The organism is Roseovarius sp. MBR-79 (assembly GCF_053628555.1).
Genome location: NZ_JBRJGP010000007.1, coordinates 112,413 through 138,560 on the forward strand (window position 1 = coordinate 112,413; position 26,148 = coordinate 138,560).

Annotated in this window: 27 protein-coding genes; 11 read left to right on the top strand and 16 right to left on the bottom strand. The window is 66.5% G+C overall.

All coding sequences use genetic code 11. From position 1 onward, the window contains the following. Positions 1 to 200: 200 nt before the first annotated feature. Positions 201 to 1,247, top strand: a complete 1,047-nt coding sequence (locus tag ACSSV8_RS09130) for a DMT family transporter (RefSeq protein WP_454282227.1) — start codon at positions 201 to 203, stop codon at positions 1,245 to 1,247. 52 nt (positions 1,248 to 1,299) lie between these two features. Here the strand turns inward: ACSSV8_RS09130 and ACSSV8_RS09135 are convergent, their stop codons facing one another. The 10 genes from ACSSV8_RS09135 to glpD form a co-directional block, all read right to left on the bottom strand. Next, positions 1,300 to 2,397 (bottom strand): glycosyltransferase, encoded by a 1,098-nt coding sequence (locus ACSSV8_RS09135; RefSeq protein ID WP_354537930.1) that lies wholly within the window; start codon positions 2,395 to 2,397, stop codon positions 1,300 to 1,302. 61 nt (positions 2,398 to 2,458) lie between these two features. Next, positions 2,459 to 3,946: a glycerol kinase GlpK gene (gene glpK / locus ACSSV8_RS09140; RefSeq protein WP_454282228.1), complete on the bottom strand. Its 1,488-nt coding sequence runs from the start codon at positions 3,944 to 3,946 to the stop codon at positions 2,459 to 2,461. A 252-nt stretch (positions 3,947 to 4,198) separates the two neighbouring features. Further along, a complete protein-coding gene (locus tag ACSSV8_RS09145) occupies positions 4,199 to 5,917 on the bottom strand; it encodes an ABC transporter substrate-binding protein (RefSeq protein WP_454282229.1) in 1,719 nt (572 codons plus the stop codon). A gap of 43 nt (positions 5,918 to 5,960) precedes the next feature. Next, positions 5,961 to 6,233, bottom strand: coding sequence for a DUF2160 domain-containing protein (locus tag ACSSV8_RS09150; RefSeq protein WP_354538187.1), 273 nt, complete (start codon positions 6,231 to 6,233; stop codon positions 5,961 to 5,963). Positions 6,234 to 6,400: 167 nt separating this feature from the next. Next, positions 6,401 to 6,697: a GIY-YIG nuclease family protein gene (locus tag ACSSV8_RS09155; protein WP_354537933.1), complete on the bottom strand. Its 297-nt coding sequence runs from the start codon at positions 6,695 to 6,697 to the stop codon at positions 6,401 to 6,403. A gap of 165 nt (positions 6,698 to 6,862) precedes the next feature. Then, entirely contained in the window at positions 6,863 to 7,669 is an 807-nt protein-coding gene (locus tag ACSSV8_RS09160; protein ID WP_354537934.1) for a carbohydrate ABC transporter permease, read from the bottom strand. Then, positions 7,669 to 8,541, bottom strand: a complete 873-nt coding sequence (locus tag ACSSV8_RS09165; RefSeq protein ID WP_354537935.1) for a carbohydrate ABC transporter permease — start codon at positions 8,539 to 8,541, stop codon at positions 7,669 to 7,671. The genes ACSSV8_RS09160 and ACSSV8_RS09165 overlap by 1 nt, the downstream gene beginning before the upstream one ends. A gap of 202 nt (positions 8,542 to 8,743) precedes the next feature. Then, positions 8,744 to 9,832, bottom strand: a complete 1,089-nt coding sequence (locus ACSSV8_RS09170) for an ABC transporter ATP-binding protein (protein ID WP_354537936.1) — start codon at positions 9,830 to 9,832, stop codon at positions 8,744 to 8,746. Positions 9,833 to 9,841: 9 nt separating this feature from the next. After that, complete coding sequence (locus tag ACSSV8_RS09175; RefSeq protein ID WP_354537937.1) at positions 9,842 to 10,930, bottom strand: ABC transporter ATP-binding protein; 1,089 nt, start codon at positions 10,928 to 10,930, stop codon at positions 9,842 to 9,844. Next, the gene (gene glpD, locus ACSSV8_RS09180) at positions 10,927 to 12,516 is read right to left on the bottom strand and encodes a glycerol-3-phosphate dehydrogenase (RefSeq protein WP_354537938.1); all 1,590 of its coding nucleotides are present in this window, start codon (positions 12,514 to 12,516) and stop codon (positions 10,927 to 10,929) included. The genes ACSSV8_RS09175 and glpD overlap by 4 nt, the downstream gene beginning before the upstream one ends. A gap of 273 nt (positions 12,517 to 12,789) precedes the next feature. Between glpD and ACSSV8_RS09185 the strand changes: the two genes are divergently transcribed. Then, positions 12,790 to 13,560: a DeoR/GlpR family DNA-binding transcription regulator gene (locus ACSSV8_RS09185; protein WP_454282230.1), complete on the top strand. Its 771-nt coding sequence runs from the start codon at positions 12,790 to 12,792 to the stop codon at positions 13,558 to 13,560. Positions 13,561 to 13,630: 70 nt separating this feature from the next. Here ACSSV8_RS09185 and ACSSV8_RS09190 read toward each other — a convergent pair whose 3' ends face one another. From ACSSV8_RS09190 to fdhD, 5 genes are read right to left on the bottom strand one after another with little or no spacing between them, the layout of a single operon-like run. After that, a complete protein-coding gene (locus ACSSV8_RS09190; protein ID WP_354537940.1) occupies positions 13,631 to 14,575 on the bottom strand; it encodes an NAD(P)H-binding protein in 945 nt (314 codons plus the stop codon). Continuing rightward, a complete protein-coding gene (locus ACSSV8_RS09195; RefSeq protein WP_454282231.1) occupies positions 14,572 to 16,680 on the bottom strand; it encodes a molybdopterin-binding protein in 2,109 nt (702 codons plus the stop codon). The genes ACSSV8_RS09190 and ACSSV8_RS09195 overlap by 4 nt, the downstream gene beginning before the upstream one ends. Then, the gene (mobB, locus tag ACSSV8_RS09200; protein ID WP_354537942.1) at positions 16,677 to 17,168 is read right to left on the bottom strand and encodes a molybdopterin-guanine dinucleotide biosynthesis protein B; all 492 of its coding nucleotides are present in this window, start codon (positions 17,166 to 17,168) and stop codon (positions 16,677 to 16,679) included. Before mobB ends, ACSSV8_RS09195 begins: the two co-directional genes overlap by 4 nt. After that, positions 17,165 to 17,797, bottom strand: coding sequence for a molybdenum cofactor guanylyltransferase MobA (gene mobA / locus ACSSV8_RS09205; RefSeq protein ID WP_354537943.1), 633 nt, complete (start codon positions 17,795 to 17,797; stop codon positions 17,165 to 17,167). Before mobA ends, mobB begins: the two co-directional genes overlap by 4 nt. Continuing rightward, on the bottom strand, positions 17,794 to 18,684 hold the full coding sequence (fdhD, locus tag ACSSV8_RS09210) for a formate dehydrogenase accessory sulfurtransferase FdhD (RefSeq protein WP_454282232.1): 891 nt from the start codon (positions 18,682 to 18,684) through the stop codon (positions 17,794 to 17,796). The genes mobA and fdhD overlap by 4 nt, the downstream gene beginning before the upstream one ends. 55 nt (positions 18,685 to 18,739) lie before the next feature. Here fdhD and ACSSV8_RS09215 point away from each other — a divergent pair, with 55 nt between their 5' ends. Together ACSSV8_RS09215 and ACSSV8_RS09220 are read left to right on the top strand one after the other, a co-directional pair. Further along, entirely contained in the window at positions 18,740 to 19,462 is a 723-nt protein-coding gene (locus tag ACSSV8_RS09215) for an AzlC family ABC transporter permease (protein WP_354537945.1), read from the top strand. Continuing rightward, on the top strand, positions 19,459 to 19,785 hold the full coding sequence (locus ACSSV8_RS09220; protein WP_354537946.1) for an AzlD domain-containing protein: 327 nt from the start codon (positions 19,459 to 19,461) through the stop codon (positions 19,783 to 19,785). Before ACSSV8_RS09215 ends, ACSSV8_RS09220 begins: the two co-directional genes overlap by 4 nt. Positions 19,786 to 19,853: 68 nt before the next feature. On the opposite strand, the gene ACSSV8_RS09225 is transcribed toward ACSSV8_RS09220, so the two are convergent. Beyond that, entirely contained in the window at positions 19,854 to 20,798 is a 945-nt protein-coding gene (locus ACSSV8_RS09225) for an L-threonylcarbamoyladenylate synthase (RefSeq protein ID WP_454282233.1), read from the bottom strand. A 131-nt stretch (positions 20,799 to 20,929) separates the two neighbouring features. On the opposite strand from ACSSV8_RS09225, the gene ACSSV8_RS09230 reads away from it, so the two are divergent. The 7 genes from ACSSV8_RS09230 to ACSSV8_RS09260 all read left to right on the top strand — a co-directional run bounded on the left by ACSSV8_RS09230 (position 20,930) and on the right by ACSSV8_RS09260 (position 26,074). Then, positions 20,930 to 22,648, top strand: coding sequence for an acyl-CoA dehydrogenase (locus ACSSV8_RS09230; RefSeq protein WP_454282234.1), 1,719 nt, complete (start codon positions 20,930 to 20,932; stop codon positions 22,646 to 22,648). Between the two features lie 2 nt (positions 22,649 to 22,650). After that, a complete protein-coding gene (locus ACSSV8_RS09235; protein WP_454282282.1) occupies positions 22,651 to 23,688 on the top strand; it encodes an MBL fold metallo-hydrolase in 1,038 nt (345 codons plus the stop codon). A gap of 14 nt (positions 23,689 to 23,702) precedes the next feature. Further along, on the top strand, positions 23,703 to 24,155 hold the full coding sequence (locus tag ACSSV8_RS09240) for a DUF6173 family protein (protein ID WP_354537949.1): 453 nt from the start codon (positions 23,703 to 23,705) through the stop codon (positions 24,153 to 24,155). 89 nt (positions 24,156 to 24,244) lie between these two features. Further along, positions 24,245 to 24,379, top strand: coding sequence for an aa3-type cytochrome c oxidase subunit IV (locus ACSSV8_RS09245; protein ID WP_354537950.1), 135 nt, complete (start codon positions 24,245 to 24,247; stop codon positions 24,377 to 24,379). A gap of 21 nt (positions 24,380 to 24,400) precedes the next feature. Next, positions 24,401 to 25,015, top strand: coding sequence for a hypothetical protein (locus ACSSV8_RS09250; protein ID WP_454282235.1), 615 nt, complete (start codon positions 24,401 to 24,403; stop codon positions 25,013 to 25,015). A gap of 78 nt (positions 25,016 to 25,093) precedes the next feature. Then, the gene (locus tag ACSSV8_RS09255; protein ID WP_454282236.1) at positions 25,094 to 25,474 is read left to right on the top strand and encodes a hypothetical protein; all 381 of its coding nucleotides are present in this window, start codon (positions 25,094 to 25,096) and stop codon (positions 25,472 to 25,474) included. 60 nt (positions 25,475 to 25,534) lie between these two features. Continuing rightward, entirely contained in the window at positions 25,535 to 26,074 is a 540-nt protein-coding gene (locus ACSSV8_RS09260) for an adenine phosphoribosyltransferase (RefSeq protein WP_454282237.1), read from the top strand. Positions 26,075 to 26,148 lie beyond the last annotated feature (74 nt).

The window sequence follows — 26,148 nt, forward strand, 5'->3', positions numbered from 1 at the left end:
GCAAATACAAGCAGCGATGGGATTTTCTGTCACGCGGCGCACGCGCGCGTGATGCTGAACCGCGGAACCGGCCCCGCCGTGAAACATTGTTGCGCGCCGATTTACGGAATGTGAAGACCCGTGCGGCAACGTCATTTGCACGCAAGGCGTGTGGGCCGCATACTCGCCGATATTTTCCCAAGCCGCGAGGATCCGCCGCCATGGCCCAAGTCAGCGCCCAGACCCTGCCCGACACTTCGCGCGTGATGATGGGCGCGGGGCTTGCCTGGCTTGCGGTGGTGATCTTTGCCGCCGGCAATTCCATCGTCTCGCTACTGGCCGAGATCGGGATGCAGAACCGCGTCATGGGGCGCAATGTCATCACCTATTGCAATCTGCTCTTCGTCGGCTCGCTTCTGTCCATCGTGCCCATGAGCTTCATGTTCTGGCGCGACTGGACGCTCGAGAACCTGCGCAAGCTCAGGCGCAAGCACTGGATGATCCTGACGCTCTCGGCCTTTCTGTCCTCGGCGCTGACGCCCGGCCTCTTCTTCTACGCGCTGGAAAAGACCACGGTGACGAATGTGGTTCTCGTGGGCCGGATAGAGCCGCCTCTTTTCCTGCTCGCCACCTGGCTGTTTCTGCGCGAGGAGTTCGAGCCATGGGCCTTTGTTGCCGGTCTCATCGCGCTCAGCGGGGCGGTGGTGATGCTGTGGATGAATGGCGGTGGCGGGATCGAGATCGGCAAGGGCGAGATCGGCGCTTTTCTGGCCACGCTCTCCTATATCGCCTCGACACTGGTCGCGCGCACCGGGCTGCGCGGCATTCCGCTCGGGATTTACGCGATCTATCGCACGGTGCTCGGCACGATCTTCTATTTCTTCCTCGCCATCTATCTCTTCGGACCCAAGCATTTCCAGGACGTGTTTCACCCGCTGGTCTGGGAATGGGTGTGGATCTATGCGCTGATCGTCGTGCTCGGCGGGCAATTCGCCTGGGCGCTGGCGCTCAAGCACGCGCGCTCTGGCGATGTGTCGCTGGCCACCTCGTTTTCCCCGGTGGCGGGCATCCTCATCGCCATGGTGCTTCTGGGCGAGGATCCGGGGCAGGGCCTGCTGCCGGGCGGCGCGATCATCCTTCTGGCCATCGGCATCGGCCAGTATGGGCGCCTCCGCTCGCGCCGGATACGCGAGGATTGCGTGACCAGGCGTCAGGCCGTCGAGCGCGCGCTCGAACATGAGGGCGAGGTGAATTTCAAGGGCGCGTGAGGGGCGGGGCCCGTCATCCTCCGGCCTGACCGAATGATCTCCCGGCCACGGTTCACCCGGTCTTGCCGCAGCACAAAACGCGGAACACCTCGCGCGGGGGATGCGCGCCGGTTAGTCCCAACCGCTCCAGCGCTTCCCGCTTGAGGGTGCCCCCTGCGCCGGTATCAACCCCGGTATCCGCCTCGAAATCCGCCGCGCCGGGCATTTCCCAGACCTCGACCGGCATAGAGGTGGCGACGCCGCAATGCGAGTTGCCGGGCGACACGATCACGCGCAGCCGCGCGGCATTGGCATGGGGCGCGTGATCCGGTGCCTCGGCCAGAGTTCCACGGCGATAGGTCGGAAAGCCCGCGAAAACAGCATCGAGCGTATCCCCGCCCGTCGCCAGATAGACGCTCACCCGCGCGCCCGAGATGAGCCGCGCCGCGATCAGGGCACCGGCATGGCGGACCGCCTCGGACTCGGTCCCGGCCAAAACCACAAGCTCCTCCAACAGCGCCAGCGGCTGCCGCGAGAGAAAGAAGGCGAGGATTTCCTCGGCCATGGCATTGTAATGCGTCACGTCGCGCGCATCGTGCTCGATCCGCCCGATATCGACCTCGGCCACCTCGGCACCTGCCGCGTGAACCCGCAACATCACGTCGAGATCGACGGCATAATCGCCGGTCAGGTGCGGGTGCGCGATCAGCGACCGGTCAAAGAGATAAATCCCGGTATTGGGCGCGCACAGCCCCCCCAGCCCCGGAAACATCAGCCGCAGCGCGGGGGCCACCAGAAGCCGGGTCATCGGCATGGTGTCTTGCGGATCGTTCCACGCCCCCTTGACCAGCCCCACGCCGGGCGCGCGCGCCTCGATCATGCGGGCAAAAAGCGCCGTGTCGAACCGGCCCAGATCGGCATCGACCTTCATCACCCAGTCATGCCGCGCCGCCGCCACGCCGCGCCGCACCGCATGGCCCATGCCGCGCCGTGCCTCCTGCACCACGACAGCACCCGCGCCGCGCGCTGCCTCTGCCGTGCCATCGTCCGAGGCATTGTCGATCACCACCACCTCGGAGACATGGGCCATGGCGCGCATGGTGGCAACGACTTGCGTGATGGTCGCGGCCTCGTTTCGGGCGGGAATGATCACGCTGATCGGCTCTTGCATGGCGGCTCCTCGGGTTGGGTCCGACCCTAAGCCGAAGCGCCAGCCGCCACAACGGGCGCAGTCACACCGATAGCGTTGCCGTGATCGCGCGCGACCAGGCCGCGCATTTGCGCGCGCGGGTCTCGGCGGGCATCCGGGGCAGGAATTGCCGCTCAAGTGCCCAGCCCTTGGCGAACTCCGCCTGCCCCGGATAGATCCCCGCGCGCATCCCCGCCAGCCAGGCCGCGCCAAGCGCCGTGGTCTCGAGCACTTGCGGACGGTCCACCGGCGCATCGAGAATGTCGGCGAGAAACTGCATCGTCCAGTCGCTGGCACTCATGCCGCCGTCTACCCGTAGCACCGCATCGGCCCCCTGCCCCGCCCAGTCGGCGCGCATCGCCTCGAGCAGGTCGCGGGTCTGGAAACCGACGCTTTCCAGCGCCGCGCGCGCCAGTTCCGCAGGCCCCGTGCCCCGCGTAAGGCCAAAGATCGCGCCCCGGCAATCGGGCCGCCAATAGGGCGCGCCAAGCCCGGTAAAGGCGGGCACAAGCACCACCTCCTGATGCGGGTCGGCGGCATCCGCCAGCGGCTGCGTCTCGCGCGCCTCGCGGATGATCTTGAGCCCGTCGCGCAGCCACTGCACCACCGCCCCCGCGACAAAGATCGAGCCCTCGAGCGCATAGGTGGGCTGGCCGTCAAGCTGATAGGCGATGGTGGTCAGCAGCCGGTTCTGCGAGGTGACCGGCACCGTGCCGGTATTCAGAAGCGCGAAACAGCCCGTGCCATAGGTGGATTTGAGCATGCCGGGCTGAAAACACGCCTGCCCCACGGTCGCCGCCTGCTGATCGCCCGCAACGCCGAGAATGGGGATTTCGCGGCCAAAGAGATCGGCGCGCGTCACGCCATACTCGGCGGCGCTGTCGCGGACCTCTGGCAGCATCGCCACGGGAATGTCGAGCAGATCACAGATGGTCGCGCTCCACCGCCCCTTGCGGATGTCGTAAAGCAGCGTGCGCGCGGCGTTGGTGGCATCGGTTGCATGGGTCCTGCCGCCGGTCAGCTTCCAGATCAGGAAACTGTCCACCGTGCCGAAGAGCAGATCGCCCGCACGCGCCCGTTCGCGCGCGCCGTCCACATGATCGAGGATCCAGCGCAGTTTCGTGCCCGAGAAATAGGGATCGAGCAACAGGCCGGTGCGGGCGTTCACCATCGCTTCGTGGCCCGCGTCACGCAGGGATTTGCAGAAATCGGCCGTGCGCCGGTCCTGCCAGACGATCGCGCGATGAATGGCGCGGCCGGTGTGACGGTCCCAGACCACCGTGGTCTCGCGCTGGTTGGTGATGCCGATGGCGGCCACGTCCGCGCCGGTGATCCCGGCCTTCTCGATGGCCGCGCGACAGGTGGCGGCGGTGGTGGACCAGAGGTCATCGGCCTCATGCTCGACCCAGCCGCTATCGGGGTAATGCTGCGGAAATTCCTCCTGCGCGGACGTGACAGGTCGCATGGCGGCGTCAAAGAGGATCGCGCGGCTCGACGTGGTGCCCTGGTCGATGGCGAGGATATGGGTCATGGGGGTGGTTCCGTCTCGTTCACACGTCATCCCCGGGTGTGCCCAGAGGGTCTCCGATGTCGCCGTCATCCTCGGGCGTGACCCGAGTATCTCTCGTCGCCGTCATCCTCGGGCTTGACCCGAGGATCTCTCGTCCCCGTCATCCTCGGGCTTGACCCGAGGATCTCCCGACCAATAGACCATCCGGTCAAGCCGGATGATGACGCAGACCATGGACACCGGGGCGCGCATCACGCGCCCCGGTGCGTGTCGTTACTGCCAGGACTTGATCAGCTCGTCATAGGAGACGGTGACCGGAGCCTCGTCCTCGTTGTCGAGCTTGGCATAGGGCGCACCCGGCTGGCTGAACCAGTATTCGGCATCCCGCACCTCGTTCATCTTCGGGCCGATATCGCCCTGAACGCCTGCGCGCTCAAGCCGCTCCATCACCCGCTCCTGATCGGCGCAAAGCGCATCAAGCGCCTCTTGCGGGGTCTTGGCCCCCGACATGGCGTCGCCGATGTTCTGCCACCAGAGCTGTGCCAGTTTCGGGTAATCCGGCACGTTGGTGCCGGTGGGCGACCAGGCCACCCGCGCGGGCGAGCGGTAGAACTCGATCAGCCCACCAAGCTTGTCGGCACGTTGGGTGAAGTGGTCCGAATCGATGGTCGATTCGCGGATGAAGGTCAGGCCCACGTCCGATTTCTTCAGGTCGACGGTCTTGGACACCGCGAATTGCGCGTAAAGCCACGCCGCCTTGGCGCGGTCCACCGGGGTGGACTTCATCAGCGTCCAGGAGCCCGCATCCTGATAGCCAACCTTCTGACCCTCTTTCCAGTAAACGCCGTGCGGCGAGGGGGCCATGCGCCATTTGGGCGTGCCGTCCTCGTTCATCACCGGCAGGTCGGGCTGCACGGTCGCGGCGGTGAAGGCCGTATACCAGAACATCTGCTGGGCGATATTGCCCTGCGCCGGGATCGGTCCCGCCTCGGAGAAGGTCATGCCGGCAGCAGCGGGGGGCGAGTATTTCTGAAGCCACTCGATCGCCTTGGTCACGGCATAGACAGCGGCAGGCGCGTTGGTTGCCCCGCCCCGCGCCACGCAGGAGCCCACCGGCTGCGAGTTCTCGTTGACGCGGATGCCCCATTCATCGACCGGCAAGCCGTTGGGCTCGCCCACGTCTCCCATGCCCGCCATCGACATCCACGCGTCGGTGTAGCGCCAGCCAAGGCTCGGGTCTTTCTTGCCGTAATCCATGTTGCCAAAGACCGCGCCCTCGACGCCCAGATGCGACAGGTCGCGCCCGGTGAAGAACTCGGCGATATCCTCATAGGCCGACCAGTTGACCGGCACGCCAAGGTCATAGCCGTATGTGGCCTTGAAATCCGCCTTGTTCTTATCGTCGTTGAACCAGTCGTAGCGGAACCAGTAGAGGTTGGCGAATTGCTGGGTCGGCATCTGGTAGACCTTGCCATCCGGCCCGGTGGTGAACGACAGGCCGATGAAATCGTCCAGATCGAGCGTCGGGCTGGTCACGTCCGCGCCTTCCCCGGCAATCCAGTCGGTCAGGTTGCGCACCTGCTGATAGCGCCAGTGGGTGCCGATGAGGTCGGAATCGTTGACATAGCCGTCATAGATATTCTCGCCCGACTGCATCTGCGTCTGCAGCTTCTCGACCACGTCCCCCTCGCCGATGAGGTCATGGGTCACCTTGATGCCGGTGATCGCGGTGAAGGCGGGTGCCAGCACCTGGGATTCGTATTCATGGGTGGCGATGGTCTCGGAGACGACCTTGATCTCCATGCCCTGGAACGGCTGGGCCGCATCGACGAAGAATTGCATCTCCGCTTCCTGCTCGGCGCGGCTCAGCACCGACAGCCCCGCGATCTCGTTGTCGAGGAAGGCGCGTGCCGCCTCCATGTCGGCGAAGGCAGGCGCGGCCATCAGGCCGAGCGAGACCATCGCCGTGGTGGTTGTCAATCTCAAGTTCATGTTGTCCTCCCTTATGAACTCATAGTCCGGTGGTATTGGCCCCTCACACCCAGCGGAACACCGCCGCAGCATAGAGAAGGCAGACGATCAGCGCATAGGGTTGATTTGCGCCGACAAGCCCGAGCCAGGCCAGGTTGATGAAGGCCGAACCCAGAAGCGTGATGAAGAGCCGATCCCCCCGCGTCGTCTCGATGCGTAGCACGCCCATGCGCGGGGTCTCGGGGAATTTTATCGCCAGCACCGTGAAGGTGATGAGCAGGGCCGCGATCACCATGAAGAAGATCGCCGTGGGCCATGTCCATGCCATCCATGACAGGTCCATCAGTCAGGCCCTCCCTCTTGTGCAAACCGTCATCGTCCGGCTTGACCGGACGGTCTCTTTGGTCAGAGATCCTCGGGTCAAGCCCGAGGATGACGGCCAAGTGGTTTCCACGTCATCCTCGGGCTTGACCCGAGGATCTCGTGCAATCGCACAAACCATATCTACGCGCCGCCTATATCCTCCCACAAGTCCCGCCAGCCGGGATTGCCCGTCTCCACAAGCGCGATCTTCCAGTCGCGATACCAGCGCTTGAGCGCCTTTTCCCGGCGTATCGCCTCGCATGGCTCGCAATGCGGCTCGAACCAAACAAGGCGCGTAAGATTGTATCGGTCGGTAAATCCCGGCAACGCGTGGGTGCGATGCTGCCAGATGCGGTGCACAAGATGGCCTGTCATGCCGATATAGAGCGTGCCGCGCGGCTTGTTGGTGACGATATAGACGGCTGGTGTTCGTGTCATGGCATGGGTCAAAGCGCGTTTGGCAAGAGATCCTCGGGGCAAGCCCGAGGATGACATCGCCACGGGGGGCACCGTCATCGTCCGGCCTGACCGGACGATCTCGACGGCCGGAGATCCTCGGGTCGAGCCCGAGGATGACATTGAATTGGTTAACAACCCGTTCCATCACACCCTCCCCAACGCGAAACCCTTGGCAATATAATTGCGCACGAACCAGATCACCAAGGCCCCCGGCAGGATCGTCAGCACCCCCGCCGCCGCCAGAACGCCCCAGTCGATGCCCGCTGCCCCTTGGGTGCGGGTCATGATCGCCGCGATCGGCTTGGCGTCCACCGTGGTCAGCGTGCGGCTCAGCAACAGTTCCACCCATGAAAACATGAAGCAGAAGAACGCCGCAACGCCGATGCCGGAGGCAATCAGCGGCGTGAAGATCTTGACGAAGAAATGCCCGAAGGAATAGCCGTCGATATAAGCAGTCTCGTCGATTTCCTTGGGCACCCCGCGCATGAACCCCTCCAGAATCCACACCGCCAGCGGCACGTTGAAAAGCGTATGCGCCAGCGCCACCGCGATATGGGTGTCAAACAACCCCACCGAGGAATAAAGCTGAAAGAACGGCAGCGCGAAAACGGCCGGAGGGGCCATGCGGTTGGTGAGCAGCCAGAAGAACAGGTGCTTGTCGCCCATGAAATTGTAGCGGCTGAACGCATAGGCCGCAGGCAGCGCGACGGCCACCGACAGCACCGTGTTCATCGTCACGTAGATGATCGAGTTGACATAGCCCATATACCAGGCCGGATCGCCCAGAATGGTGCGGTAATTGTCAAGCGTGAGGGTCTCGGGCCAGAGGGTGAAGGTATTGAGGATCTCGGTATTGGTCTTGAGGCTCATGTTCAGCAGCCAGTAGATCGGCAGCATGAGGAACAAAAGGTAAAGGGTCATCACCCAGTTGATGCGGGGACGATGTGCCATCACTTGCCCTCCCGCTTGTCGAGATTGGTCATCACCGTGTAGAACACCCAGCTGACCAGCAGGATCACCAGAAAATACATGATCGAGAAGGCCGCCGCCGGGCCAAGGTCGAACTGCCCCAGCGCCATCTTCACAAGGTCGATGGATAGGAACGTGGTGGCATTGCCGGGCCCGCCGCCGGTGACGACGAAAGGCTCGGTATAGATCATGAAACTATCCATGAAGCGCAGGAGAATAGCGATCATCAGCACGCCCATCATCTTGGGCAGTTCGATAAAGCGGAACACCGCCCAGCGGCTCGCCTGATCTATGCGCGCGGCCTGATAATACGCGTCGGGGATGGATTTGAGGCCGGCATAGGCCAGAAGCGCCACCAGCGAGGTCCAGTGCCAGACATCCATGACGATCACCGTCACCCAGGCGTCAAACGTGTTCTGCGTATAGTTGTAGTCGATGCCCAAAGCGGCCAGGGTATGCCCCAGAAGGCCGATATCGACGCGGCCAAAGATCTGCCAGATGGTGCCCACCACGTTCCACGGAATCAGCAGCGGCAGCGACATGAGCACGAGACAGACCGAAACCCAGACGCCGCGCTTGGGCATGTTGAGCGCGATGAGCACGCCAAGCGGCACCTCGATGGCAAGGATGATGGCCGAAAAGATCACCTGCCGTTGCAGTGCCGCCCACATCCGTTCCGAGGCGAGCATTTCCTCGAACCATTCCAGCCCCGCCCAGAAGAACTGGTTATTGCCGAACGTGTCCTGCACCGAATAGTTGACCACGGTCATGAGCGGGATCACGGCGGAAAACGCCACCAGAACCAGCACCGGCAGCACTAGGAACCACGCCTTCTGATTGGTGGTCTTTTCCATCAGGCGGCCTTTCCCTTATTCCTTTGACAACGGTATCCGTCATCCTCGGGCCTGACCCGAGGATCCCTCCGCCAAGAGATCATCCGGTCAAGCCGGATGATGACATCACGATTAATTCCGTCATCCTCGGGCTTGACCCGAGGATCTCCGCCCGAAGTGATCCTCGGGTCAAGCCCGAGGATGACGTCCGAAACCCGTGCCATCATGATGCCGCCTCCAGGACCTGTTCAGGCGCGATGCGCCAGTCATCGACATAGACATTGACGGCCTCCGGGGCGAGGCGCGCGCGCAGGCCATGGGCGGGCAGGGCGGCCCCTTCGGGCAGGATGGCGTTGATCGGCAGCCCGTCGAAATCGAGCCGCGCGATGCGGTGTCGGCCCACATCCTCGATCCGCCTCACGCGGACCGGCAGCCCCTCGCCGCCAAGCGAAACGAATTCGGGGCGCACGCCGATTTCCACCCGGCCTTCGGGCCGTCCATAATCCCCGCCGAGCGCCACCGCGTGCCCCGCCACCCGCGCGCGCGTTCCCTCGACCTGCGCGGGCAGAAGGTTCATGCCCGGAGAGCCGATGAAATAGCCCACGAAGGTATGCGCGGGCCGCTCGAACAGCTCCTCTGGCGTGCCCACCTGCACCACGCGGCCCTCGTGCATCACCACCACCTTGTCGGCGAATGTCAGCGCCTCGGTCTGGTCATGCGTCACATAGATCATCGTGTGGCCGAACTCGTGGTGCAGCGCCTTCAACTGCGTGCGCAACTCCCATTTCATATGCGGGTCGATCACCGTCAGCGGCTCATCGAAGAGAAGCGCGTTCACATCCTCGCGCACCATGCCCCGGCCAAGACTGATCTTCTGCTTCGCGTCCGCCGTCAGCCCCCGCGCCTTGTGGTCAAGCTCGGCCTCCATGCCGATCATCGCGGCAATCGCCTGCACCCGCGCGGCGATATAGCCCGGCTCGGCCCCGCGATTTCGCAGCGGAAAGGCGAGGTTCTCACGCACCGTCATGGTGTCGTAGACCACCGGAAACTGGAACACCTGCGCGATATTGCGCGCCGCCGTGGGCTGATCGGTCACATCCTGATCGCCAAAGAGGATGCGCCCGCGCGAGGGCCGCAAGAGGCCGGAAATGATATTGAGAAGCGTGGACTTGCCGCAGCCCGACGCACCCAGAAGGGCATAGGCCTCGCCGTCACCCCAGACATGGTCAAGCTGCTTGAGCGCCCAATCCTCGTCGGTCGCGGGCTTGGGCAGGTAGCTATGCGCCAGATTATCAAGCGTGATCTTTGCCATCGTCCCCCCTCAGGCCGCCTGCGCATAGGCAGCCGGTGCCACCAGCGCGCCATCCGGCCCGAACACGTAAACATGCGCCGGATCGAGCCAGACCCGCAGCATTGCCCCCAGTTCCAGATCGCGCACCCCGTGGATAAGGCCCACCCAGCGTTGGCCGTGATGGTCGAGATGCACGAAGGTCTCCGAGCCGGTGATCTCGGTCACATTGAGCCGCGCCTCGAATTCCATCGCGTGGCCCTCGGGGCGGTCGATCGCCAGATGGTTGGGGCGGAACCCGGCCAGATAATCGCCATCGGCCAGCCCCGCCAGCGTGCCGAGTGCCGCCACCTCCTGCCCGTCGCCAAAGCCGATCCGGTCGCCCAGCTTGGTCACCGAGAGGAAATTCATCGGCGGATCGCTGAACACGCGCGCGGTGGTGGCGTCGCGCGGTTGGCGATAGACCTCGGGCGTCGGCCCGAACTGCGTGATCCGCCCCTCCCAGAGCGTCGCCGTGTTGCCGCCCAGCAAAAGCGCCTCCTCCGGCTCGGTCGTGGCATAGACAAAGATCGCGCCCGATTCCTCGAAGATGCGCGGAATCTCCAGCCGCAATTCCTCGCGCAGCTTGTAATCGAGATTGGCCAGCGGCTCGTCGAGCAGCACCAGCCCCGCCCCCTTCACCAGCGCCCGCGCCAGCGCACACCGCTGCTGCTGCCCGCCCGACAATTCCAGCGGCTTGCGCTCCAGCATGGGCGTGAGCTTCAGCATCTCGGCGGTCTGCCGCACGCCCACGTCGATCTCGGCCTTCGACTTGCCTTGCAGGCGCAGCGGCGAGGCGATGTTCTCGTAGACCGTCATCGAGGGGTAGTTGATGAATTGCTGATAGACCATCGCCACCGCGCGATCCTGCACGCGCATGCCCGTGACATCCTTGCCCTGCCACAGGATACGCCCCGAGGCGGGCACATCCAGCCCCGCCATCAGCCGCATGAGCGAGGTCTTGCCCGAGAGCGTCGGCCCCAGAAGCACGTTCATCGTGCCGGGCGCCAGCGTGAGGTCGGTCGGGTGGACATGCACCTGCCCGTTCACGACCTTGGAAACCCCTTGAAGCGTCAGCGTCACGCCCGCGCCCTCCCTGTTTGTCCCGCGTCCGCCAGCATCCAGTCGTCAAGCGCAGCAATCTGGGCCTTGGTCATCTTCAGCCCCAGCCGCGTGCGCCGCCAGACCACATCCGCCGCCTCGCGCGCGTATTCGTGGCGCATCTGCCAGCGCACCTCCGCCTCGGTCAGCGTGGCGCCGAAGTCGTGGCCCAGATCGGCGGGCACCTTCGCCGCCCCCAGAATCTCCGCCGCCTCCGTCCCATAGGCCCGCACCAGCCGCCGCGCATGATCCGCCGACAGGAACGGATAGGCCTGTGCCAGACTGTCCACCAGCGCCCCGAACCCGTCAACGGCGAAATCCCCCCCCGGCAGCGCCACCCCGGCCGTCCAGTCCCCGCCCGCCCGCGGAAAATGCGGCGCAAGCCGCGCCAGCGCCGCCTCGGCCAGCCGCCGGTAGGTCGTGATCTTGCCGCCGAATACATTGAGCAGCGGCGCGCCTGCCGTCTCGTCGAGCGACAGCACGTAGTCCCGCGTCGCCGCCGTCGCCGATTTCGCCCCGTCATCATAGAGCGGGCGCACGCCGGAATAGGTCCAGACGATATCGGCCTCGGTGACGGGACGCTTGAAATACTCGCTGGCGAAGCGGCACAGATAGGCCGCCTCCTCGGGGGTGCAGTCCGGGCGCGTCTCGGCATTCTCATGCTCGGCATCGGTGGTGCCAATGAGGGTAAACTCGCCCTCATAGGGAATGGCGAAAATGATGCGCCCGTCAGAGCCCTGAAAGAAATAGCATTTGTCATGGTCATAAAGCTTGCGGGTGACGATGTGGCTACCGCGCACCAGCCGCACGCCTTCGGTGGAATTGAGCCGCAGCACCCCACCGATCACATCGCGCACCCAGGGACCCGCCGCGTTCACCAACGCGCGCGCCTGCACCACCTCGCGCGCGCCACCCGCCTCCAGCGTGATCCGCCAGACATCGCCTGCGCGCTCGGCGGCGATCACACGGGTGCGGGTGCGAACCGTCGCACCCCGCGCCTCGGCATCGCGCGCGTTGAGCACGACAAGACGGCTGTCCTCGATCCAGCAATCGGAATACTCGAACGCGCGCGCGAACTTGTCCTTGAGCGGCGCGCCCTCGGGGCCGCCCTTCAGATCGAGCGTGCGCGTCGCGGGCAGGATCTTGCGCCCGCCCATGCTGTCATAAAGCCAAAGCCCCAGCCGGATCAGCCAGGCGGGCCTGCGCCCGCGCATCCAGGGCATGACCATCGACAGCAGGCGCGATGTGGGCGTCTCCGCCTCGAAGCGCATGTCGCGGTGATAGGGCAGCACGAAGCGCATCGGCCAGGAGATATGCGGCATGGCGCGCAAGAGCACTTCGCGCTCCACCAACGCCTCACGCACGAGGCGGAATTCGAAATATTCGAGGTAACGCAACCCGCCATGAAAAAGCTTGGTTGAGGCCGATGAGGTGGCCGACGCCAGATCGTTCCTTTCGGCGAGCATCACCGACAGGCCCCGCCCCGCCGCGTCGCGCGCGATACCGCATCCGTTGATGCCGCCGCCGATCACGAAGAGATCAAGGGTATCGCTCTCGACACGCTCCAAGGTTCGATCCTTCTTCCCGGCTGCTTTGAAAGCAAACGAAGCACCTTTCAGACATTACAGTCAAGAACGAAAGTTCGTTTTATTTCCTTTCCGCATGAAAATCACAGATGAATAGGCTTTCGCAACATGCTGATGCCCTCCGGCACCCCGCTCGGCAAGCATCGGAAAGGCAATGTCACGTCAAACGACAGAAAATGTCCCGAATCGCGCGCGCGCGCTTGCACGTGGCACGAAACCGAACATAATCGAACAACACACCAAATCAGGCCCGCCATGTCCCAGACCTTTCGCCAACCCGATATCCTCGAGATTGCCCGCACCGAGGGCAAGGTCATGGTCGAGGACCTCGCCGAACGCTTCAGCGTCACCGTCCAGACCATCCGCCGTGACCTCACGGAACTGGCCAACGCGGGCAAGCTCGAGCGCGTGCATGGCGGCGCGATCCTGCCTTCGGGCGTCACCAACATCCTCTACGAGGAGCGCCGCCGCCTCAACGAGCCCGCAAAGCTGGCGATCGGGCGCGCCTGCGCGGCGGCCATCCCCGAGGATTGCTCCATCTTCCTCGATATCGGCACCACGACCGAGGCGGTGGCCCAGGCCCTGATCGACCACCGCAACCTGATGGTCGTGACCAACAACATGAACGTGGCGCGCATCCTCTCGGCCAATCCCGATTGCGAGATCGTGCTGGCGGGCGGCGCGCTCCGGCGCTCCGATAACGGGCTGGTCGGCCACCTGACCGCGCGCGCCATCGAGAATTTCAAGTTCGACCACGCCATTCTCGGCTGCTCGGCGCTCGACGAGGACGGCGACATGCTCGATTTCGACATTCAGGAGGTGCTTGTGGGCCAGACCCTGCTCAAACGCTCGCGCGAGGTGATGCTGGTGGCCGACACCTCCAAGTTCCAGCGCAGCGCGCCGGTGCGCATCGGCTCGCTGCGCGACGTGGACCGCGTCTTCACCGACGCCCCCCTGCCGCCCGCCCTGACCGAGGCTTGCGCGACATGGAACACCCAGATCCATGTCTGCCGGGAACACGCCTGACCCGCCGCTTCTTCTGGCCTGAAATATCCCGGGGGAGTCGCGCGCATGCGCGACGGGGGCAGCGCCCCCGCTAGAACACCGCATGATCCCCGCGCGCGACGCTGACCTCGCCGCGCGCGAGGCGCGCATAGAAATCCCCCAGCGTCTCGGCCCCGGTCTCGGGTGTGGCAGCCGCGTCATAGCGCCCGGTCACGGGGTCGAGCACCAGCATCGACTCGGTCGCGTAATACCGCCCGATCCGCGCCAGCTCCGCCTTGCCCGCGAGCCGCGCGCTCACCCGCCCGCCAAGCGCCAGCGCGCCCACGACCCCGTCCATCAGCCGCACCGGCACGCGGGCATAGCGCGGCGCAAGGCCAAGCGCGGCAAAGAGCATCCCGCCCTGCTCGATGGGCGTGATCGCCGGTCCCGGCCCGCCGATGGGCAGCACCCGGTTCCAGCGCCCCGGATCGTCGAGGCACTCCACAAGGTACCGCGCGAGATCGCCGTCGGAAATCGGCTTGCACGCCGTCAGCCTCCCGTCGCCGAACAAAAGGAACGGCTTGCCCGCCCGCAGGCGGCCAAGCTGCCCCGAGAGCGACTTGAAATAGGCGGTCGGGCGCACGATGGAGTAGCGCAGGCCCGAGGCCGCAAGCGCTGCCTCCGCCGCAAGCTTGGCGTGTTGAAACGCGAGCAGGGGCCGCTGCACGCAGATCGCAGACAGCAGAACGAATTGCGCGCCGTGCTCTTGCGCCGCCGCGATGGCCGCGACGGTCGCCGCGTGATCCACCGCCCAGGCATCCGCCGGCGCGCCGCTGCGCGAGGCCATGCAGCAGATCACCGCCCCCGCGCCGCCTGTCTTGAGCGCGTCGGCCACCGTGCCGAAATGCAGCCCTACGCCCTCGGGCAACCCATGCCCGCCGCCCGCGTGATGCGGGCGCAACAGGCAATCGACGCCCCGCCCCTCGGCCAGCGCCGCCGCCACCACCGCGCGCCCGCTGGTGCCCGTGGGCCCCAGAACCAGAACCCGCGCCGTCATCCCGTGAGGAAACTCGCATAGGGGAGATAGCGCACCGCATCCCCCGGCGCGATTTCCGCAGCAGCATCGGGCAATTCCACCAGCCCCTCGGCCCAGCTCAACCCGCTGATCCGCCCCGAGCCTTCGGACTTGAACACCTCCACGCGGCCCTCCCTTATCCGCGCGCGCAGGTATTCGCGCCGCCCCGGTTTCTTGCGCTTCTCGAAGGCTGCGGGCACGTCAAAGCCCTGCGGTTCGCGCCAGTCGGCCCCCGACAGCACCGCCATCGCGGGCCGCGCGAAAATGAGCGTGCAGACCAGCGCCGCCACCGGGTTGCCCGGCAGGCCAAAGACCGGCGCGCCGCGCCACATCCCCAGCGCCAGCGGGCGCCCCGGCTTGAGCGCGATGCGCCATTCGGCCATTGCCCCCGCCTCGTTCAAAAGGGCCGAGACGTGATCCTCATCCCCCGAAGAGGCCCCCCCCGAGGTCAGGATCACATCCGCCTCCGCCGCGCCCCGGTCAAGCGCCGCGCGCAGGGCGGCGCGATCATCGGCCACCCGGCCAAGGTCAACGACATCATGGCCCATCTGCCGCGCGAGGGCTGTCAGCATGGGGCGGTTGGCGTCATAAATCTGTCCGGCGCGTGCGGCCTCTCCCGGCTCCACCAACTCGTCTCCGGTGGAAATCACCGCCACGCGCAACCGCGCATAGACCGGCAATTCCGCCAGCCCCACCGCCGCGCAAAGCGCCAGATCGGCGGGCGTGAGCACGCGGCCCGCCTCCAGCACGGTCGCACCCGCCGCCACATCCTCGCCCGCGCGCCGGGTATTGGCCCCCCGCTTCAGCCCGCCACGAAAGGCAATCCGCCCCTCTCCCAGCGTGACATCCTCTTGCAGGATCACGGTATCCACCCCCTCGGGCAGCGCCGCTCCGGTCAGCACCCGCACCGCGTGCCCCTCGGGCACCGCGCCGGGAAAGGGCACCCCCGCCGCCGCGCGGCCCTCGACCAGCGGCAAGACCTGATCGCCCTGCCCGAGACTGTCAAAGGCAAACCCATACCCGTCCACCGCCGTATTCGCCTCCGGCGGGTTCGCCCGCCGCGCCACCACCGGGGCGGCCAGAACCCGCCCCGCCGCTTGGGTCAGCGGCAAGACCTCCTGCCCCACCACCGCACGCAACCGCGCGCGCAGCAGGTCGAGCGCGTGGTCCACCGGCGTCCAGTCCACGCCAGCAGGCAACGCGAAACAGTCGTTCCGCAGCGGCGGCGGTTTCAGCGGATCGTCACAGGCGCGCATCAACTCCTCCTCATGCCCGAGGCCGAAAATCCATCCCTCCTCGGGGGCGTCCACCGCCAGCATGGCGGCGAGACGGTCCCGAGGCAAGCGTGCAAGCCCCCGCGCCATGAGCCGCACCTGATGCGCGTCGCGGATGCCGCCCGCCGCCTCGGCGCGCTTGACGGCCCTGTTGATCAGCCCCGGCCAGACCTCGACCAACGCCACCGGCGCGTCCATCCCCTCGAACGGCCAGACCGCCACCTGCCCCGCAAAGCGGCGCCGCAGCCGGTTCAGCACCGGCAGCCCGATCAGCACCTGCCCGCCCACCGCCCCCGCACCGCCCATCTGCCAGGCGCTGAACGCCCCCGGCGCGCCCGCATCCGCGCACCGCCGGTCGGGCAGCCCGTGACCCGCCCGCGTGTCGCGGCGCGGCAGGCCCGCTACCTCACGCTTGAGACCGTTGAACCAGAACGGCCCCACGCCGGGAAACCGCGCGTTGATCTCGCCCGCGAGGTCAAAACGGTTATTGGCGCGCGGGGCATCCTCGATCCGCGCCTCCAGCCAGTCCCAGACGGCCAAGGGGTCATCGCACCCGGTCAGCGCCCGCGCGAATCCCTTTGGGAAGCCGAACGGAAAATCGCACCCGATGAACAGGCGGCGCCCCGCCGCGCGCTCGGTCTCGATGAGATCGACAAGCGTCGCCTCGGCCTCCACCCGGTTGCGAAAGTAACGCGGGGCCTCTTCCACCCCGCCGCGCACGCATCCCAGCCAGATCGCATCGCGGCGCGGGCGCGGCCCGGTATCGTTGCCGCTCGACCAATCCAGCATGGCAAAGCTGTCGAAGGGGGTCACAGCCCCACCTCTGCCAAAATGAAATCCGCAATCGTGCCTGTGTGGTTCAGATCGAACACCGGCCGATCCAGATCAAGCGCCACATCGCTTGCCACCGCGCGGATCGTAGAATCACCGGGCGCAATCAGCGCATGACCGGTCTCGGCGCGGTAAGCCTCCACCTTGGGGTGACGGTCGCGCTTGTAGCCCTCGATCAGCACCAGGTCGCAGGGCGCGAGCATCGCCAGCAGATCGTCGAGCACCGGCTCATCCTGCCCACGCAATTCGCGCATCAGCGCCACCCGGTGACGCGAGGCGAGCAGCACCTCGCCCGCCCCCGCCTGTCGATGCCGGTAACTGTCGCGCCCCGGATGATCGACGTCAAAGCTGTGATGCGCGTGCTTGACGGTCGAGACCTTGAGGCCCCGCGCCACCATCTCGGCCACCAGCCGCTCCATCAGCCCGGTCTTGCCGGCATTCTTCCAACCGGTCACACCGTATAATTTCATGCCCCGACCCTCCGCCGCGCAAGGGCCAGATCTTCGGGCGTGTTGACGTTGAAAAAGGCATCCTCATTGTCAAAGAGCGCCTCGCGCCCGCCATGTTTCTCGGTCCAGATCACCACCTTGCGCAACCCCCCCTCGAGTGCCGCGCGCAGATCATCGCGCAGCGCCACCGGCCAGAGGCCGAACGTGGGGTGGCGCACCTGCCCGCCCCGGCTCATGGATTTGGTCTCCTCATCGCCGCGCGGCGTCGCCGCCAGCACCAGCGGATGCGCCATGCCCTCGGCCTCCGCTTGCAGGCGCGCCACCAGATCGCGCGGGAAAAAGGGCGTATCGGCGGCCACCGTCACGATGGCCCCGGCCCCCAGCCCGGCGGCCCAGTCCAGCCCGGCGAGAACCCCCACCAAAGGCCCGGCGAAACCGGAGATCGGATCGGGCAGCACAGGCAGGCCAAAGCGCGCAAACCGCGCCGCATCGCCATTGGCATTGAGCGCCATCGCCCCCATCTGCGGCCCCAGCCGGGCGATGATGTGATCGAGGATGACCCCCTCGCCCAGCGCCAACAGCCCCTTGTCGCCCCCACCCATCCTTGTCGCCTGCCCCCCGGCGAGGATCACCCCAAGTGGCGCGCTCATGCGTCGGCACTCTTGCGGCGGTGTTTGGGGCTTTCCTCCTCGACGCTGGCGGGATCGGCATCGCGCAAAAGCCGCTCTTCGCCAGCCAGGCACACGAACCGCTTGCCCCGCATCCGGCCGATCAGCGTGAGCCCCACCTCGCGCGCGATCTCCACCCCCCAGGCGGTAAAGCCCGAACGCGAGGCCAGCACCGGAATCCCCATCATAGCGGTCTTGATCACCATCTCCGACGTGAGCCGCCCGGTGGTGTAAAGCAGCTTGTCACCGGCGCTGACGCCTTCGCTCAGCATCCAGCCCGCGATCTTGTCCACAGCATTATGTCGGCCCACATCCTCCATATAGACGAGCGCACGCGCGCCCTGGCACAGCACCGTGCCATGGATCGCCCCCGCCTCCAGATAAAGCGAGGGCGTGCGGTTGACCTGCGCGGCCAGCGCGTAGAGGTCCGAGGTGCGCACCTCCACCTCCGGCAGGCGCACCCCCTCCAGCCCCTCCATCATGTCACCGAATACCGTGCCCACGGCGCAGCCGCTGGTGCGGGTCTTCTTCTTCAGCTTCTCCTCGTAACTGGTCTGCCCGTCGGTGCGCACCACGACGGTCTCCAACTCCTCGTCATAATCCACCCCCAGCACCGCCTCGCCCTCGGCCAGCATCCCCTGATTGCGCAGGAACCCGAGTGCGAGATATTCGGGATAATCGCCGATGGTCATCGCCGTCACGATCTCCTGCGCGTTGAGAAAGATCGTCAGCGGGCGCTCCTCCACGACCCGGATCTCGGTGCGGTTCCCGTCGTGATCCACCCCCTCCACCGCGCGTGTCAGCCGCACGGCGGCAGGGTCAGGCGCGATCAGATAATCGCCCGTGTCGCTCTGCTGGGCCAATTGCATCTCCTCCCGCTCTCGGCTACCCCGTCCCCGGAGACTGCGACCGGGGCGGAAAATCGTGTCAAGGCAAACCACCAAATCCCTCTATTGGCAAGGCGTGCGCGACGGCGCACCCTTCGTGCTGGTGGTGGTGCCCTTCTCGCTCCTTTTCGGCGTGGTCGGCACCGAGGCGGGGTTGAACCTCTCCGAGGTCATGGGGTTTTCGGTCCTCGTGATCGCGGGGGCCGCGCAATTCACCGCCGTGCAACTCCTGAGCGACGGCGCGCCCGCGCTGGTCGCGCTCGTCTCGGCGCTGGCGGTCAACCTGCGCATGGCGATGTATTCGGCCTCTCTCACGCCTTACCTCGGCGCGGCCCCGCTCTGGCAACGCGCGTTCGCCGCCTATTTCATGGTCGATCAGAGTTACACTGTTTCCTATTTCGCCTATGAGAACCATCCGCGCTGGTCCGTGCCCGAGCGGATGACCTATTATTTCGGCGTGGTCACGCCGATCTGTCCGCTCTGGTATCTCTTCACCCTTCTGGGCGCGCTGATCGGCGACCGGATCCCCGAGGCGATGGCGCTCGACTTCGCACTGCCCATCACCTTTCTGGCGATGATCGGGCCGATGCTGCGCACGCCCGCCCATGTCGCGGCGGCGCTTGTGTCGGTGGCGGTGGCGCTGCTCGCCGCCGGGCTGCCCTATAATGTCGGGCTGCTGATCGCGGGGCTTGCGGGGATGATGACCGGCGCGCAGGCCGAGGTGATGCTCGAGCGGCGCAAGGCGGCGCGCCAGCCATGATCGAGGGGCGCGATCTCTGGCTTTTCATCGCAGCACTCGGGATCGGCACCTTCGCCCTGCGCTTCGTGTTTCTGGGGCTGGTGGGTGACCGGCCCATGCCCGCCTGGCTCTTGCGGCATTTGCGCTACACGGCGGTGGCACTCATCCCGGCGCTCGTTGCACCGCTCACGCTCTGGCCTGCGGCCACCGACGGCGCGCCCGATCCCGCGCGCCTTGTCGCGGCGGGGGTGACGCTGGTGATCGGTTATGCCACGCGCAACGTTGTGCTGGCCATCGCGTCCGGCGCGCTCACGCTTTTCGGCGGCCTCGCCCTTCTCGGCTAGCCCCGCGCTTCTTCTGGCCTGAAATATCCCGGGGGAGTCGCGCGGATGCGCGACGGGGGCAGCGCCCCCTATCGCGGCGCGGCGGCGCGCCGCAGCCGGTCGTTGATCGCGCGCCCCAGCCCCGCTTCCGGGATCGGCGCCACGGCGATCCCCGTCGCCCCCATGGCATCGAGCGCGTGCAGGTGGTGAAAGAGATTGGCCGCCGCCTCGCGCAGATCGCCCGCAGCCGAGAGGTTGAGATCGCCCGCCACCGGGCCGAACCCCAGCATCACCTCGCCCGCACCGGCCGCCAGGACCCCGAGCCGCACCCGTGCCCCCGGCGCGTAATGCGAGGCCATCTGCCCCGGCGCGGTGAGCGGATCGCCCGCCTGATGCCGCGCCAGCGGCGCGCCCAATCTGGCCTCCAGCGCCTCGAGCGACACGCCACCGGGTCGCAAGAGCACGGGCGCGCCCGAGAGGCCAACGATGCTCGATTCAACCCCCACGGCGCAAGGCCCGCCGTCGATCACCGCCTCGATCCGGCCCCCGAGCCCTGCCAGCACATGGTCTGCCGTGGTCGGGCTGATTCGCCCCGAGGGGTTGGCAGAGGGGGCCGCGACCGGCCCGCCGAAGGCCGAGAGCGCGCGCCGCGCCACCGGATGCGCGGGCACCCGCAGCGCCAAGGTCCCGAGACCCGCCGTCACCAGTGGCGAAATCCCCGCGCCGCCCCGCAACGGCAGCACCAGTGTCAGCGGCCCCGGCCAGAAGGCCGAGGCAAGCCGCTCGGCGGCATCCGACCAAATAACCAGGTCCTGCGCCGCCGCCACATCGGCCAGATGGACGATGAGCGGGTTGAACCGGGGCCGCCCCTTGGCCTCGAAAATCCGCGCCACCGCCAGATCGTCGCGCGCATCGGCCCCAAGGCCGTAAACCGTCTCGGTCGGCAGCGCGACCAGCCCGCCCGCGCGCCAGATCGCGGCCGCCGCCACAAGCCCCGCCGGGTCGGCCTGCAATAATTCGGTTGCAATCGGCATTTACGACCCCTGACCTGACGCGGCGTTCCGGTTGCCTGTGCGTTGCGGTTGATTACCCTTGTCCCGAAGGTTAAGCCCATAACGTGACGCGGCCCTCCTGCCAAGCCGCGCCTGCCCCATAGGAGGTATCCATGCCCTATCGTGCCCCGGTGGACGAGTATCTCTTCCTCTTCGATCACATCGTCGGCCTGCCCGAGGTCGCCGCCACCGAGCGTTTTGCCGAGGCCACGCCCGACATGACGGCCGCCATCCTGCATGAGGCCGCGCGCCTGTGCGAAGAGGTCATGGCACCCTTGCAACGCAGCGGCGATCTGCACCCCGCGCGGTTGGAAAACGGCGTTGTGCGCACCTCTCCCGGTTTCGCCGAGGGCTACCGCGCCATCGCGACGGGCGGCTGGGTCTCGATCGCGGCCAGCCCCGAGCATGGCGGCATGGGCCTGCCGATGGTTCTGACCACCGCCGTCAACGAGATGATGTCGGCCGCATGCCTGTCGCTGCAATTGGCCCCCTTGATGACGCAAGGCCAGATCGAGGCGCTCGAGCATCACGCCAGCGACGCCCTGAAGGCGCTCTACCTGCCCAAACTGGTGAGCGGCGACTGGGCCGGCACGATGAACCTGACCGAGCCGCAGGCGGGATCGGATGTCGGCGCGCTGCGCAGCAAGGCCGAGCCGAACGGCGATGGGACCTATGCCATCACCGGGCAGAAAATCTATATCTCGTGGGGTGACAACGATTTCACCGAAAACGTCTGCCATCTCGTGCTGGCGCGGCTGCCCGATGGCGTGGCGGGCACCAAGGGGATCAGCCTCTTTCTGGTGCCGAAATTCATCCCCGACGAAAACGGCAATCCCGGCACGCGCAATGCACTGAACGTGGTCAGCCTCGAGCACAAGATGGGCCTGCACGGCAGCCCCACGGCGGTGATGCAATATGACGGGGCCACCGGCTGGCTGGTGGGGCACGAACATGACGGGATGCGCGCCATGTTCACCATGATGAACAACGCCCGCCTCGGCGTCGGCGGTCAGGGCGTGGGTGTGGCCGAGGGGGCGACGCAGCACGCGCTGGCCTATGCGCGCGAGCGCCGTCAGGGACGCACGGCGAACGGGGCAAGCGGCGGCGCGATCCTTGGTCATGCCGATGTGCGCCGGATGCTCGCCACCATGCGCGCCGAGACCTTTGCCGCGCGCGCCATCGCCCTTGCCTGCGCGCAGGCCATCGACATGCAGACCGCCACCGCCGCGCCGCGCTGGCGCGCGCGCGCGGCGCTGCTGACCCCGCTTGCCAAGGTGTTCGGCACCGAGACCGGCATCGCGGTTGCGGATATCGGCGTTCAGGTGCATGGCGGCATGGGCTTTATCGAAGAGACCGGCGCGGCGCAGTATCTGCGCGACGTGCGCGTGACCGCGATCTACGAGGGCACGAGCGGGATTCAGGCGATGGATCTTGTCGGTCGCAAGCTCATGGACGGGGGCGACGCGGCCTTTGCCCTGATCGACGAGATCGAGGCCATGGCCGAGGGGGCGCGCGCGGCCCTGCCCGATCTGGCGGGCAAGCTCTGGCAGGCCGCGGAAACCCTGCGCGAGACGACCGACTGGATGCTTGCACAGACCGACATGACCGAGCGTTTCGCGGGTGCCATCCCCTATCTGCGCGGCTTTGCCCGCGTTCTGGGCGCGCATTTCCACCTCAAGGCCGCGTTGGCCGAGGGCGGCACCGGACCGCGCACGCGGCTGGCGCGGTTCTACATCACCCGGCTTCTGCCCGAGCATATCGGCCATTTTGCCCATGCCACGGGCGGCGCGGGCGATCTCTACGCGCTGGACGACGCGGATTTCGCCGCCTGATGATGGACGGCGGCGCGCTCATCCATCACCCGTGGGAGGCCCCGCCGCCCGAGGGCGAGGCCACCGAAGTGGCCCCCGGCCTGCTCTGGCTGCGCCTGCCGCTGCCGATGGTGCTCGATCACGTCAATGTCTACGCGCTCGACGAGGGCGAGAGCTGGACCATCGTGGATACCGGCATCCATTCGCGGCGCGCGGTCGCGCTCTGGGAGACGATCCTCGCGGGTCCCCTGCGCGGCAAGCCCGTTGGGCGCGTCATCCTTACCCATCACCACCCCGACCACGTCGGCATGGCGGGCTGGTTCATGGCGCGGTTCGGGGCCGCGCTCTGGGCCACGCGGACAAGCTGGCTCATGGCGCGGATGCTCATCCTCGATGTCGAGGAGACACCGACGCCGCAGGCGCTCGACTTTTCCCGCGCGGGCGGCATGGACCCCGAGATATTCGAGGCGCGACGCCGCGAGCGGCCCTATAATTTTGCCGATACCTGCGCGCCCATCCCCGTGGGCTATCGCCGGATTGTTGACGGCGAGGTGATCCGCGCGGGTGGTCGTGACTGGGACGTGCGGCTGGGCGGCGGGCACGCGCCCGACCACCTCACGCTCTGGTCGCGCGAGGATCGGCTCGTGATCGCGGGCGACCAGATCCTGCCCGGCATCAGCCCCAATATCGGCGTCTATCCGACCGAGCCCGAGGCCGATCCGCTGGCCGAGTGGTTCGCCGCCTGCGACCGGCTTGCTCCGCATGCGCGCGAGGATCACCTTGTCCTGCCGGGGCACAAGCTGCCCTTTACCGGCCTGCCGCTACGGATGCGGCAACTCCGGGAGAATCACGAGGCGGCGCTCGGGCGGCTGCGCGCGTTTCTCGAGGAGCCGCACACCGCCGCCGACTGCTTTCCGCTGCTGTTCCGGCGCAGGATCGACGCGGGCACCTACGGGCTTGCGCTGGTGGAATCGGTTGCGCATCTCAACCACCTCCTGCACGCTGGCGCGGTCAGGCGCTGGCGGCGCAAGGATGGCGCGTGGCTCTGGCAGGTGCGGTAACGGGAGGGGCGCGCATGAGTGACCAGATCCAGACATCGGCGGAACTGGCCGAAAACGCGGCCATGCCCCGCTGCCACGAGGTTCACGCAACCCCCGGCCAGCCCTGCATGGAGGAGGCGGCCAAATCCCTGCCCCAAACCCCGGTCGATCAGAAAAGCCCCGCGCAATGGGCCTATGAGCGGCTCATCCTCTATATCGGCAACTTCGAGAAAACCCTCGACGAGGCGCACGAGGTGGCCATGGGCTTTGCCGGATCGGACGCGGGGACGCTGCGCATCGAGGGCATGGGGTATTTCGACCCCGATATCGTGACCTTCTACGGCCAGGACCAGATGGGGATGCGCACCCAGCTTGTGCAGCATGTGAGCCAGCTTTCGGTGATGCTGCGCGCCCTGCCCAAACAGGCCGAAGAGGCCCCGCCCACACGGATCGGCTTTCGCCTCGCGCAGGATCTCGAACGGGGGTGAAGCTGCGTCAGGTTGGGCCGTGACAGGGCACGACAAATACGGTAATCACGGCTCCAACTCATACCGGACGAACAGAAGGACCGCGCGACATGGCCGAGCACAAGCATGGCGAAATGGACATCACCGTTCAGGAAAAGACCTTTGAGGGCTTCATCAAGTGGACCATGTGGTCGGTGGTGGGCATCATCGGCTTTCTGATCTTTCTCGCGCTGGTCAACGGCTGAATTCCCGAACCGGAGGCAGCCATGCGGTCGTTCTTGCTGGCGCTCTGCGCCGTCCTTGCCCTTGCAGGCTGCGCCGCCGAATCGGTCTGGTCGAGCGATGAGGAGGTGACGCGCGCCGCCTATCGTCATGACGGGCCGCCCAACCTCACACTCTTCACGATGATAAACAACAACAACGGATCGGGCGCGCATACCGCATTGATGATAAACGGCGCGCAGCGTGTCATCTTCGATCCCGCAGGCTCTTTCAACAACCTGCGCACGGTTCCCGAGCGCAACGATGTGCTCTACGGCATCACGCCCAAAGTGGCGGATGTCTATACCCGCTACCACGCGCGCGAGACCTTCCATGTCCGCATCCAGCGGCTCGATGTCACGCCGGAACTGGCCGCCAAGGCGATCCGGCTGGCCGAGGCGGCGGGGCCGGTGCCCAATGCCGCCTGCTCATTGGCCACATCGAAGATCCTGGCCGAGCTTTTCCCCGGCAAGGTCAGCACATCCTGGTTTCCCAAAAAGACCGCCGACGCCTTTGCGCGCATCCCCGGCGTAACCGAAGAAACGCTCTACGAATACGACAGCGACGACAATTCCGGCGTGCTTGCCGCCTGGGACCCGGCGCGCGCCCGCGCGAATTGAGCGCGCGCGCCTTCACACTCGCGCGCGCGCGCTGTCACATCTCTGGACGCGCGCGCGAAGAGGCCCCATCAAGTAGGCATGACACGCCTCACCGACAAACTCACCGACCAGACATGGCGCTACGCCATGGGCCGCCAGTTCGAGGCGGTGACAGACGAGATTTTCCAGGTCATCCGCTGGGTTCTGGTGGTGGGTTTCGCGAGCTACCTGTCCCGCGCCCATGACATCCTCATCCTGCACGTCACCTATTGGGTGCTGTCGGTGCTGCTTTTCGGCTATATCGCCTCGCGGTTCCTTTTGCGTCCCGAGATTGCCTTTCTCGGCAACCCGCCGGGGCGCGCAGGCCGCCTTGCGCAATCGGCGCTCAATTTCGGGCTCTGCGTCGTGGTATTCGCGGTGACGCTCTACGCGGTCAGCGCGCTGACGCAGGCCATCGCCGACTATCGCGGCGGGCTCTGAGCCCTTGCGCACATCGCGCCCCTGCGGCAGAAGCGATGCGCAACCGCCCGGAGAGCCGCGATGCCCCCGCAAAAGACCGTTCAGGACTATATCCGCACCATCGTCGATTTCCCGCATGAGGGGATCCTTTTCCGCGACGTGACCACGCTTTTCGCCGATCCGCGCGGTTTTCGCATGGCCATCGACCAGATGCTCCACCCGTGGGCCGGGGTGCGCATCGACAAGGTGGCCGGGCTTGAGGCGCGCGGCTTCATCCTTGGCGGGGCCATCGCGCATCAGCTCTCAGTCGGGTTCGTTCCCATCCGCAAGAAGGGCAAGCTGCCCGGCGCGGTGATCTCGGAGGAGTATCACCTCGAATATGGCGAGGCGGTGGTCGAAATCCACGACGATGCCATCGCGGCAGGCGAACGGGTGCTTCTGGTCGATGACCTTCTGGCTACCGGCGGCACGGCGGCGGCGGGTATCCGGCTGATCGAGCGGCTGGGCGGAGAGATCATCGGCTGCGCCTTCATCGTCGACCTGCCCGGGCTTGGCGGGCACGCGCGGCTTGCCGGGATGGGGATGGACGTGCACACGCTCTGCGCGTTCGAGGGGCTGTGACGGGGCCGGTTTGGCCTGTTGCTGACATTGGCCGTCTGTCCCCTGCGCGGAATCAAGGCGTGCTTGCACGCCGC